8 protein-coding genes are annotated in these 12,159 nt (G+C 64.2%); 5 read left to right on the top strand and 3 right to left on the bottom strand.

Annotation, left to right across the window (positions count from 1 at the left end):
* The first annotated feature begins 1 nt into the window (after position 1).
* From nirD to B0G83_RS15190, 4 genes are all read left to right on the top strand, one after another.
* The gene (nirD, locus tag B0G83_RS15205; RefSeq protein WP_105508224.1) at positions 2-355 is read left to right on the top strand and encodes a nitrite reductase small subunit NirD; all 354 of its coding nucleotides are present in this window, start codon (positions 2-4) and stop codon (positions 353-355) included.
* A gap of 35 nt (positions 356-390) precedes the next feature.
* Complete coding sequence (locus tag B0G83_RS15200) at positions 391-4,689, top strand: bifunctional nitrate reductase/sulfite reductase flavoprotein subunit alpha (RefSeq protein ID WP_105508223.1); 4,299 nt, start codon at positions 391-393, stop codon at positions 4,687-4,689.
* A 213-nt stretch (positions 4,690-4,902) separates the two neighbouring features.
* Positions 4,903-6,270, top strand: a complete 1,368-nt coding sequence (locus B0G83_RS15195; RefSeq protein WP_105508222.1) for an MFS transporter — start codon at positions 4,903-4,905, stop codon at positions 6,268-6,270.
* A gap of 39 nt (positions 6,271-6,309) precedes the next feature.
* Positions 6,310-6,990: a type IV pili methyl-accepting chemotaxis transducer N-terminal domain-containing protein gene (locus B0G83_RS15190; protein ID WP_105508221.1), complete on the top strand. Its 681-nt coding sequence runs from the start codon at positions 6,310-6,312 to the stop codon at positions 6,988-6,990.
* 65 nt (positions 6,991-7,055) lie between these two features.
* Here the strand turns inward: B0G83_RS15190 and B0G83_RS15185 are convergent, their stop codons facing one another.
* From B0G83_RS15185 to B0G83_RS15175, 3 genes are all read right to left on the bottom strand, one after another.
* Entirely contained in the window at positions 7,056-7,973 is a 918-nt protein-coding gene (locus B0G83_RS15185) for a nucleotidyl transferase AbiEii/AbiGii toxin family protein (protein WP_105508220.1), read from the bottom strand.
* Positions 7,951-9,009: a type IV toxin-antitoxin system AbiEi family antitoxin gene (locus B0G83_RS15180; protein ID WP_105508219.1), complete on the bottom strand. Its 1,059-nt coding sequence runs from the start codon at positions 9,007-9,009 to the stop codon at positions 7,951-7,953. Before B0G83_RS15180 ends, B0G83_RS15185 begins: the two co-directional genes overlap by 23 nt.
* Positions 9,010-9,183: 174 nt before the next feature.
* Positions 9,184-10,359, bottom strand: a complete 1,176-nt coding sequence (locus tag B0G83_RS15175) for a porin (RefSeq protein ID WP_105508218.1) — start codon at positions 10,357-10,359, stop codon at positions 9,184-9,186.
* Between the two features lie 285 nt (positions 10,360-10,644).
* Between B0G83_RS15175 and aldA the strand changes: the two genes are divergently transcribed.
* Positions 10,645-12,081, top strand: coding sequence for an aldehyde dehydrogenase (gene aldA, locus B0G83_RS15170; RefSeq protein ID WP_105508217.1), 1,437 nt, complete (start codon positions 10,645-10,647; stop codon positions 12,079-12,081).
* Positions 12,082-12,159 lie beyond the last annotated feature (78 nt).

Genomic DNA, 12,159 nt, shown 5'->3' with positions numbered 1-12,159 from the left:
CATGAACCAAGACCGTGTGCCGCGCGCCTGGCAGCCCATTTGCCCGCTCGATGAAATCGTCCCCAATACGGGGGTCTGCGCGCTCGTCAACGGCGAACAGGTGGCGGTATTTCATGTGCACGACGCCCATGCGCAGACCGCCGTCTACGCGATCGAGAACTTCGATCCGGGTTCGCAGGCGGCGGTGCTGTCGCGCGGACTGATCGGCAGTCTCGGCGAACGCGTGGTGGTCGCGTCGCCGATCTACAAACATCACTTCGATCTGCGTACCGGCGAATGTCTGGAAACGCCCGCGTATTCCGTCGGCGCGTTCGACACACGCGTGGAAAACGGCCAGGTGTGGGTGGCCGTTTGATCGCCCGCTAACCGTGTCGAACCACCTTACCCGCCATGTGCTCAGCTAACGTCAAAACGGTGTGCCCCTACTGCGGCGTCGGCTGCGGCATGGTGCTGCACGTCGAGGACGGGCAGGTCGTGAAGATTTCCGGCGATAAGGAGCATCCCGCCAACTTCGGCCGGCTCTGCACGAAAGGGCAATCGGCGCACGTCGCGCTGCGCAGGTCGGGGCGTCTGGAAGGCGCGTTCGTGCGCCACGCGCGCGACCAGGACCCGGCGCCGCTGCCCATGGCGCAGGCCATCAGCAGTACGGCTTCGCGCTTGCGCGGCCTGCTCGACGAACATGGACCGGATGCACTGTCGTTCTACGTGTCCGGACAGATGTCGATCGAGGCGCAGTACCTCGTCAACAAGCTCGCCAAGGGTTTTGTCGGCACCAACAATATCGAATCGAACTCGCGTCTGTGCATGGCGAGCGCGGGCAGCGGTTACAAACTGTCGCTCGGCGCGGACGGGCCGCCGGGCTCGTATGACGACCTCGATCACGCCGACGTGTTCTTCGTGATCGGCGCGAATATGGCCGACTGTCACCCGATTCTGTTCCTGCGGATGATGGATCGGGTGAAGGCCGGCGCGAAACTGATCGTCGTCGATCCACGCCGCAACACGACCGCCGACAAAGCCGATCTGTTCATGCAGATCAAACCGGGCACCGATCTCGCGCTGCTCAACGGCCTGCTGCATCTGCTGCACGAAAACGGCCATACGGATGCCGCCTTTATCGCCGAGGCCACCGAAGGCTGGGACGCGATGCCCGCGTTTCTGGCGGATTACACGCCCGAGCACGTTGCGCGGATTACGGGCTTGGCCGCCGACGATATTCGCCGCGCGGCGCAGATGATCGGCACGGCAAAAGAGTGGATCAGTTGCTGGACCATGGGCCTGAATCAGAGCACGCACGGCACGTGGCACACCAACGCGATCTGCAACCTGCATCTGGCGACCGGCAAGATCTGCCGCCGCGGCAGCGGGCCGTTTTCGCTGACCGGCCAGCCGAATGCGATGGGTGGTCGGGAAATGGGCTACATGGGTCCGGGTTTGCCGGGACAGCGCTCGGTGCTGGTGGAGGAAGACCGTACGTTTATCGAGGCGCTCTGGAAGATTCCGCCTGGCACGTTGAAGACCGAAGTCGGCAGCGGCACGATCGATATGTTCACGCGCATGGCCGCGGGCGAGATCAAGGCCTGCTGGATTATCTGCACGAATCCGGTGGCGAGCGTCGCGAACCGGCAGAACGCGATTGCCGGTTTGCGCGCCGCGGAGCTGGTGATTTCACAGGACGCGTTTCTCGACACCGAGACGCATCGCTACGCCGACGTGCTGCTGCCCGGCGCGTTATGGGCCGAAGCGGAAGGCGTGATGATCAACTCGGAGCGCAACCTCACGCTGATGCGCAAGGGCATCGAACCGCCGGGCGCGGCGTTGCCGGACTGGCAGATCATTGCGCGCGTGGCGTGTGAAATGGGCTACGCCGAGGCGTTCAGCTATGCGAGCGCCGAGGAAGTATTCGCGGAAATTACGCGGGCGTCGAATCCGAAGACCGGCTACGACCTGCGCGGCGCGAGCCATCGGCGCCTTAAGGACATGCCGTTGCAGTGGCCGCTGGCGTCGCAAGAGTCTAGCGGGCGCAATCCCGTGCGCTACCTCAACGACGGAGTTAGCCAGACGCTGAAAGCGTTGCCGGACGGCAGCCGTCCACGGCTCGTGTTTCCGACCGCCAGCGGACGCGCGATGTTTTTCGCGCGCGGCTATGCGGCGCCGGCCGAACTGCCTGACCGCGAATTTCCGATCGTGCTGAACACCGGCCGTTTGCAGCATCAATGGCACACCATGACCAAGACCGGTAAGGTCGCGATGCTCAACAAGCTGAATCCGGGACCGTTCGTCGAGATTCATCCCGAAGATGCGGCCACGCTCGGCATCAAGGCCAAAGACCCGGTCGAGATCCGTTCGCGCCGCGGCCGGGCCGTGTTGCCGGCGGTCGTGACCGAACGTGTGAGCGCGGGCAACTGCTTCGCGCCGATGCACTGGAACGACGTGTTCGGCGACGACCTGTGCATCAACGCCGTGACCAGCGACGCAATCGATCCAGTTTCCCAACAACCCGAACTCAAGTTTTGCGCGGTCGCGCTGAGTCCGGTGCGCGTGGCGATGGGCGAGCCGGTTGTGAATGACGACGTGGTTGAGTTCGCCGCTGCGGATGCGTCCGCGGTGGGCGCGAGCGCCACGTCGGGGAAGGTTGTAACGGCTAGCGCCGAGGATCTGTCCATGCCGCATATCGAAGCACTCACCCGTCTGCTGGCATTGCCGCCGACGCCCGCGCCGTCGTTCTCCGATGCCGAGCGGACTTATCTGGCCGGTTTCGTGAGCGGCCTGCGCTCCGCGCGGGAGCCGGGCATGAGTGGCGACATTAGCGCCGTGCCTGTTCTACCGGTCAGCGCGCCGTTCGATGCAACGAAACGTCTCTACCTGGACGGTTTGCTCGCGGGCCTGTTTAGTCGTGGCGCGCCGCTCGGCACGTCAGCGGGCACCGCCGCCGCGCTCGCTCATACGCCGCAAGACACGCCGCAAGACACGCCGCAAGACACGCCGCAAGACACGCCGCAAGACACGGCGCAAGCCTCGGGCGTGCGGATCGTGCGTGCGCGGCCCAAGGTCACGCTGCTGTGGGCCTCGCAAACCGGCAATACCGAATCGCTCACCGAGCGCTACGCCACGCGTCTGATGGAGTCAGGCTTTGAAATCCGCACGTCGTGCATGGCGGATTACGACATGTCGGCGCTGGCCAAAGCGCAATACGTGTTGCTGATGACCAGCACGTTCGGCGATGGCGATCCCCCCGACAACGCGCAAAGTCTCTGGACGCAGTTGAGCACGGACGCAGTCGTGGACGTAGCCGCCACGCCACGTCTGGACGACGTGCGCTTCGCGGTGCTCGCGCTCGGCGACCGCAACTACGATCAGTTCTGCGGTCATGGTCGTCGTCTCGACGAACGACTCGCGGCTCAAGGCGCGCGGCGCCTGATGGAGCGCGTCGATTGCGATAGCGACTATCAGCCGGACGCCGACGCGTGGCTCGAACGCATCATCGTGCGCATCAAGGAAGAAGATGCCGCGCTGCACGCGGTGCCGCCCGGCGGCATGATCAACGCGGTGATCCCGGGTGCCGTGCCGAGCAAAACCCGGCCGGCCGCGTCGCGGCTCGTCGCGAATCTGCGTCTGAACAAGCAGGGCGCCGCGAAGGACACACGCTACTTCTCGCTCAGCACGAACCAGTCCGGCCTTGAATACGAAACGGGCGACGCGTTGGGCGTCTGGCCAAGCAATTGCCCGGAACTGGTCGACGAATTGATCGGCCTCAGCGGCACGAACGCCGATGCGCTAGTGCAGGTGGCGGGCGCGGGCGAGATGCGTCTGGCCGACGCGCTCGGCCGTCACTACGAAATTGCCCGGCCGAATCCGGATGCGCTCGCGCTGATCGCCGCGCGTAGCGGTAACGGCAGGGGCGCGCTGCGCGATTTGCTGACGCCCGAGCGCAAGGCCGATCTCAAGCAATGGTTGTGGGGGCAGCAGATCGCCGACGTGTTGCACGAGTTTCCGGTGAAGCTCACCGCCGCCGAATTGACCGGCATGCTCAAACGTCTGCAACCGCGCCTGTATTCGATCGCCTCGAGTCCGAACGCGCATCGCGGCGAAGTGCATCTGACGGTGTCGGCCGTGCGTTACAGCAACGGCCGGCGCCATCGCAAAGGCGTGTCGTCGACGTTTCTCGCCGACCGCGCCGGCGACGTCGACGTGCCGGTGTTCGTGCAGAAGTCCGCGCACTTCCGGCCGCCGCACGGCGCGGACACGCCGATGATCATGGTCGGTCCCGGCACCGGCGTCGCACCGTTTCGCGGCTTTCTGCACGAGCGGCGTGCACGCGGCGACACCGGACGCAACTGGCTCTTCTTCGGCGAGCAACATGCGTCGTCCGATTTCTACTATCGCGACGAACTCGAAGCCATGCGCGACGACGGTCTGCTCAACCGGCTCGACGTCGCGTTCTCGCGCGACCAGGCGGACAAGATCTATGTGCAGGACCGCATGCGCGAGCAGGGTGCGCAACTGTGGTCCTGGCTCGAAGACGGTGCGCATTTCTACGTTTGCGGCGACGCCAATCGCATGGCGAAAGACGTCGATGCGGCGTTGAAGGACATCGTCGCGCGACACGGCGGCATGAGCGACGACAAGGCGCTCGACTACGTGAGCCGCCTCGCGCGCGAAAAGCGCTACGCACGCGACGTTTACTGAAGATCGGGACGGTAGGGAGCGTGACCCGCCGGGGTCGCGGTGTCGGATTTCAACGAGTACGCAAGCGGGTTTCAAACGATGGACCCGGATGGCATGGAGGTTGCATGTTCAGGCCGGTTCTCAACCTTGTCGAGCATTCCGGTGCATGACGTAGAACACCGCGCCACACGCCGTGACCGGATCAACGAACAATCAGTTTTATAAGGATGTCTGATGAAAAACGTGATGAACTCCCTCAAGAGCGGCGACTGGCGCGCGCTGGTGGCGTGTTTCCTCTATTTCGACACTGGCTTCACGGTGTGGGTGCTGTATGGGCCGCTCGCGCCGTTCATCAGCAAAAGCATTGCGATGACACCGGCTCAGCAGGGTTTTCTGGTGGCCGTGCCGGTGTTGTCGGCGGCGATTCTGCGCGTGACGCTCGGCAATCTGTATCAGTCCGCGCACGGCAAACGCATCGCCTTGATGGGGGTGTTGTTGTCCGCGGTGCCGACGATCGTGCTGCCGCTGATGGCGTCGGTGCCGTCGTACACGACGCTGCTGGTGCTCGGCGTGTTCCTCGGGGTCGGCGGTGCGAGTTTCGCGGTGGCGCTGCCGATGGCGGGCAGCAACTATCCGCCGAAGGTGCAAGGGCTGGTGCTGGGTCTGGCCGCGGCCGGCAATATCGGCGCAGTGCTGGACGGCTTCCTGTTCCCGCAACTGGCCACGCACTACGGCTGGCAGATGGCGGCGGGCGGTGCGCTGCCCTTGCTGGCGATTGCCGCGATCACGCTGTTTTTCTGGGCTAACGACGCGGGCATCAAGACCGGCAGCGTGCTGCGCGCATTCAGCAGTTTCGCGGTGACGCTGGTGGGATTGATCGTGCTGGTGCTGCTCGTCGAAGCAGGATTGTTCGGCTCGGGTAAGACCGGCGTGCTGCTGTTGCCGGTGATCGGCGCGCTGCTGGCCATCGCGGTGCTGCCCAGACGCTATCGCGCGGTGCTCGGTGAACGCGATACGTGGGCGATCATGCTGGTGTACAGCATCACGTTCGGCGGTTTCGTCGGTATGTCCTCGTATGTGTCGCTGCTGCTGACCAACCTCTATCAATTGTCGAAGATCGACGCCGGCCTGTTCATGGCGCTGCTCGCCGCGACCGGCGCGATGGTGCGTCCGCTCGGCGGCCTGATCGCCGACAAGGTGTCCGGCGTGCGCGCGCTGACCTTCCTGCTGGCCATCATCTCGCTGTGCGACTTCGTGTTCGCCGCCACGATGCCTTCGATGGCGGGCGGCATCGTGTTGCTGTTGTGCCTGTACGTGGCCTTCGGTCTCGGCAACGGCGCGACCTTCCAACTGGTGCCGCATCGCTGGGCGGGGCGTACCGGGTTGATGTCGGGCATCGTCGGTGCGGCGGGCGGCATCGGCGGTTTCTATCTGCCGGTCGTGATGGGCATCGCGAAAGAAAGCACCGGCAGCTATCAGATGGGCTTCGCGACCTTCGGCGCGCTGGCCGCCTGCGCGTTCGTGGCGATCGTCGCGCTGCGCCGTCCGTGGATGGCGTGGTCGATGGGAGCCGGCGTATTGCACGCGCACGCCACGGAGTGACGCAACAACCCTCTCTCTCAACATGGCTTCGAAGTGAACATGAGCATTACCGCACAACGGCTTCATGCAATAACAGTACCGGCCGACACGGACGTTTCCAGCGAGGTGATGAGCTCGCTGATCAACATGGCCGGACGTCAGCGGATGCTGTCGCAACGGATTGCGTTGAAGGCGATGCTGGCGTTCCAGCAATTCGACGGTGCGCTCGCGATTGCGCGCGACACCTTGCGCACGTTCGCCGACAGTCACGCGGCGCTGGTGCAGGGGCGCGACGGTTTGCCGGGATTGTTTTCGCCGGCACTACGCGACGCGTTTCATGGCAACGGTCAGGTGGCGCAAAAAATCGCCGACTTTATCGCGCTGGCCACGGCGGCGCTCGACGCGATCGGACGTACCGCGCCGCAGTCGGAAGACGCGCTCGCCGCGTTGATCGGTTCGGTCGATCCGTTGCTCGCGCAACTGCATGGCGTCACGGCGGTGTATGAAGAGGAGAGCCGGCGAATCGCGCGCGCGCAGAAGAAGGAGCAGCGGAATCTGATCGAACGGATCAAGGCGATCGCGAAAGAAGCGCATATCGTCTCTTTCAACGGTCAGATCGTCGCGAGCCGCACGGACGTGACGGGTCGCGAATTCGCGGTCGTGGCTGGGGTGATGACGTCGATTACGAAGGAACTGGAGGCGGTGGTCAGCGCGTTCGTGAAGAAGACTTCGGGCGGTTGAGGGTTTGCTTTATTCGCGCGTGAGATTCGCCGTTTCTCAACGGGCTGGCATACGGCCTCCGCTGTTCAGCCAGGGCCGCGAAAACCGTCCCGAAACGCGTTGAACAAAGACTCGGTCAGCTCGGGCGTGGGTCCGAAAAGTCTGGCGCTGAGGGCCATCATATGGTCGAGGAGACGGGGGTAGTCGGTGCCGAACGCCAGTATTTGCGCCATTAACTCGCGCGTTTGCGCCGACGCGAGCGCGGCGGTGTCGCGCCCCAGCAGCGCCGCGCCTGCCAGTTCCAACTGATGTCCGTACTGCTCGACGAGTTCGTATTCCTCGTCGTACAGCCGTTCCTGATTGCCGGCGGCGGCGTAGTTGACGAGCAGGAACAGCAGGTCCGCCGCGTCTTTTCTATCCGTTGCGTGACGGTCGTGCCACGCGACGATTTTCAGTATTGCCTGACCGGGCAACGACGCCACGGGGATCACGAGGTCCGCGGCGAGCCGCACGGCGATCGCGTCGCTCAGCGCCTCGGCAAAACCGGCCACGTTCATTCGTATGGCGTGATCGGGCGGCCACGCGATTTCGCTCGCCGCCGCCTGGGCCGCCGGACCTGCCTTGCCCGCTTGACCTGCCTGACCTTCGATGCCGCCGAACGGCACGATATCGAGCCACATCAACTCATCGCTGCCGGGCGCCCGGTAATAGAGCCGGTGCGCCTCGTTGCGCTGCTCGAACGCGCCACCGGCGATCAACGCGGCCTTGAGTTCGGCGTGACCCGTCCAGCTTTCCACGTTGACGCCGATATCGACGTCGGCCGTGGCGCGCGTCGCGACGATGCCATGCACGTGGGTCAGCACGATGTCGCGAGCACTCGCACCGCCGACGAACCATTCGACTTCCGCCGTGTGCGCGGTTGCCGCGACATGCCGCAACAGTTCGACGACGATGGCGGGTAGCGGCCGGTCGCCGCGCAGATCAAGCGGCAAGGTATTGCTCACGGAGCATCCGGGCGGTGTCGAGGTTGCGGGAGTCGTCGGAGGCGACCAGATCGGCGTAAATGAGCGCGGGATGCACGACCGACGGCGGCACCTTCGGCACGGCGGCCACCTGCGGTGAATCAAACGGGCCGACGACGGGAAGCGGAGCGCCCAGCAGTTCCACGTCGCCGTTCGGATCGAGTCGCAGACGGGCGTCGATCAGCCATTTGCGCGGCATATCGTGCTGACAGTACAGCGTCACGGTGGCCGGTTTGAGATAGCCGGTGAGCAGTGCGGCGGCCACCTCGCCGCCAAACTGGCATTGCCCGCTTTGCGGATCGATGTCGCGCCACCATGCCGGATCCGCGGCGCGATAGCGGTTGACGAGCAATTGGTTGCGCAGCCTGGAGGGATACAGGGCCGCCCATTCGTCGAGCAGGCGGCCGCTGTCGGCCAACACATAATTCGCCTTGCGCTGGACGATATCGCCCCGCTCGAACAGGTCGCGAAAGGTGGATTGCGCGGTGCCGAGGCTGACGCCCGCCCGTTGCGCGATGATGCGTTGACCCGCATTGACGAGTTCGCGCTCGCACAGCAGGGCGAGTACGACCTTCATGCCTTTGGCGGTCCAGGCGCGGTCTTTGGTGCGGCTCACGAGTCCGCTGCGTTTCTCGCCTGAAATCATGATCAGGTTGCCGTCGGCGTGCAGGATGGCGTTGCCGGACGTGTCCAGTGCGTCCAGTCCCAATTCCCGGCAATGCCGAAGCATATTCGACGACAGATGCGGCGCAACCACCACGAACGGCTGGTCGGCGCGAATGTGCGCGGTGGCCTTGATGGCGGCCAGCGTGGCGAAACGGTCGACATTCTCGACCAGCAGCACCGGCCGGGACCAGCTCTTGCCCGGCGTGGCGCGGAATTCGATTTTCGCCGTGTAATGCGTGCGAGCCGGCGGCCGGAGGATTCTGGCGGACACGCCGCTCGCGGCGGTAAAGGCCTCGGCGGCGGCCTGGACTGTCGGGTCGGGTACGAACGGCTGCCTGGATGGGCGTGGCATGGTCCACCTCTGTTCAAGTTTTTCGAGTGTATACGTAACGTGAACAGCTTGCAAAAGTTGAACACGGCCGCCGCGCCGCCGTCATGTTCAAAAAAATTCGATGTATACGGAACGTGAACATCGAAAAAAATTGAACACGGCGGGGCATGCCGCCGCCCCGCCGGCTTCCTTCATTTAGAACTTGTGCCGCAAGGCGACCCGCACGGCCACCTGGGTGCCCGTCGACGACGGCGCCTGCACGCCCGGAATGAAGGCGTTGTCGAGAATCGAGTTGGTCGAACTGCCGGCCACCTTCTGATACTCGCCCTGCACGTAGACGTCCGTGCGTCTGGAGAGGTTGTAGTCCGCCATCAGACCGACCGAGTGGATCTTCGGCTTCACGCTGCCGGACGACGCGTCGTAGTTCTCCATCGTGTAGACATACTGCGCGCCGACGAAGAACGCCGGCGTGAACTGGTATTTGCCGTTCACTTCGAAGTTCTGGTACTTCAGCGTATTCAACGTGACGCCGGCCGCGGAAAGCGGAATGCCGATGTAGCCGTTACCGGTCGGGTTCTGGTAGTTCGAGTTGGTGTATGCGAACCCCGCGGTCGCCGAGCCGAACGTGTAGTTGATGCCGCCGCCAAACACCCGCATGCGGCCGGCGATAAAGCTCGCGTCGTTCGCGGTGATCGCGCCCGTGGAGCCCACGCCCGGATTGTCCGCCTGCAGGTAGGCGGCCGCGATCAGCAGCCCGCCGTTCGCATACTGGCCGCCGAAGCTGTACGCGCGGTTGTTCGCGAAGTTGGTGTCGTTGCTGAAGCTATACACGCCGCCGAACTGGAAGCCCGCAATGTCCGGGCTCGCGTACTTCACGCTATTGCCGAGCCGGAACGAGTTGTCGGTGTTGTCGTTGTCGTACGGATGCGCGAACAGGTAACCGGCCCAATTGCCGTTAGCCGTGGTCTGCGCGAGGTAATCGACCACCGAGTCGTACTGACGCCCCAGCGTGACCGTGCCGAAACGGATGTCGCTCAGACCCACGTAGGCCTGGCGGCCAAACATGCGACCCCCCTGGCCTAGCCGCCCGGAGCTCACGTCGAAACCGTTTTCCAGCTGGAACACCGCCTTCATGCCGCCGCCCAGGTCTTCCGAACCCTTCATGCCCCAGCGGCTGCCTTGCGCGTAACCGCTCGCCATTTCCCAGACCGCGCCGCGGCCGGCGTTGTTGGTGTAGTCGATCCCTTCGTCGAGTACGCCGTACAGGGTCACGCTGCTTTGCGCGAAAGCCGGCGATGCCGCCAGCGAGGCGAGCGCCGCGAAGCCGGCGAGGGTGGCGGTGGTGGCCGAGGCCAGGCGGTTCTTTTTCATTGTCGAGCTCCAGACGTTGGTAATGAGCGAGCCTCGATCCGGGACGGCTGGAACGCCGCCCGCGAGGCCGCTGCTTTTTGGCGAAGCCCGGATTCTGCAATTCGGAATGGGGATCGGCGTATAAGGTCGATCCCTGGATAAACATGATTTTTTCGAATGTTTGTCCCGCAAATTATTCGCTTGTGGGGCGACCTGACGAGGAGAAAAATTCCGTTCATGCAACTTAGGCATGAAGGCGATAGCCGGAAGCCATGCTTTTTGCACCACGCCATTCAGGAGACGACCATGCGAATCGAGCGGAATTTTTCTAACGGCAGGTTCAACGAACCCGCCACCGGAGCCGCGAGCGACGAACTCATCGCCGTCCACAACCCGGCCACCGGCGCCGTGATCGCCCACGTCACGGCCGCCACGCCGGCCGAAACCCTTGCCGCGGTCGACGCCGCCGCTGCCGCGCAGAAGGGCTGGCGCAAGCTGCCTTCCGCCGAACGTGGCGCTTATCTGCACAAGCTTGCCGACGCGCTGACCGAATGCGCGCCCGCCATCGGCGCGGCGCTCGCGCTGGAGTCCGGCAAGAGCGTCGCCGACGCCACCAACGAAGCCGTCTACGCCGGCCAGATCACCCGCTATCACGCCGAATGGGCGCGCCGTATCGAAGGCGAAGTGATTCCGAGCGATACGCCCGACGAAAACCTCGTGCTGCATCGCGAGCCGATCGGCGTGGTGGCCTGCCTGATTCCGTTCAACTACCCGGTCTACACGTTCATGCGCAAGGTGGCGCCCGCGTTGATCGCCGGTAATACGGTGGTGGTGCGCCCGAGCAACAACACGCCGACGTCCGCGTTCGAAATCGCGCGCGCGGTCGAGAAGGCCGGCTTGCCCGCCGGCGTCGTGAACATTCTCGCGATGAATCACGCCACCGCCGAAGCGCTCTGCACGCATCCGAAGGTCGGCATGATCACGCTGACCGGCAGCGTCGGCGCGGGCCGCAAGGTGCTCGATTACTGCAAGGCGAACATTGCCAAGCCGTCGCTCGAACTGGGCGGCAAAACGCCGGCCATCGTCGAAGCCGACGCCGATCTGGAGAAAGCCGCTCGCGACCTGGTGGCGTCCAAGACCACGCATTGCGGTCAGTTGTGCACGGCGATCGAACGCGTCTACGTGCAGGAAAGCGTGCATGACCGCTTCGTCGCGCTGTTGAAGAAGCACATGAGCGCGGTGGAAACCGGCGATCGCAGCGAACAGCCTGCGTTGATGGGGCCGCTCGTCAACGAGGCTTCGCGTCAGTCGATTCACGCCATGGTCGAACGCGCGGTCGCGGCGGGGGCCACGCTCGAAACCGGCGGCAAGCTGCCGGCCGGCCCGGGCTTCTTCTATCCGGCCACGTTGCTGACGAATTGCCGTCAGGACATGGAAATCATCCAGGAAGAAACCTTCGGTCCGATCATGCCGGTCGTCAAATACCGCACGCTCGACGAAGCGCTGGAAATGGCCAACGACCACCAGTTCGGTTTGTCGTCGGTGCTGTACACCGAGAACTATCGCGCCGCGATGAAGATCGCCAACGACATCGAAGCGGGCGAGCTGTATGTCAACCGCACGCCGGCCGATCCGTATCAAGGCTTCCACGCGGGCTGGAAACGCTCGGGCCTCGGCGGCGACGACGGCAAGCACGGCATGCTCGAATTCACGCAGACCCGTCTCGTGGTCATGAAGTACTGAAGCAGACCCCGCGCGCGCCGCACGCTTCGAAGTGCGGCGCGCGTTTTATCCATCCGCAGTTAAATCCATAACAAAACA

Source organism: Paraburkholderia sp. BL21I4N1, from assembly GCF_002973525.1.
In the GTDB taxonomy this organism is placed as follows: domain Bacteria; phylum Pseudomonadota; class Gammaproteobacteria; order Burkholderiales; family Burkholderiaceae; genus Paraburkholderia.
Note: the sequence above shows the minus strand (reverse complement) of the source record. Positions and strands in the feature narration are given on the sequence as shown.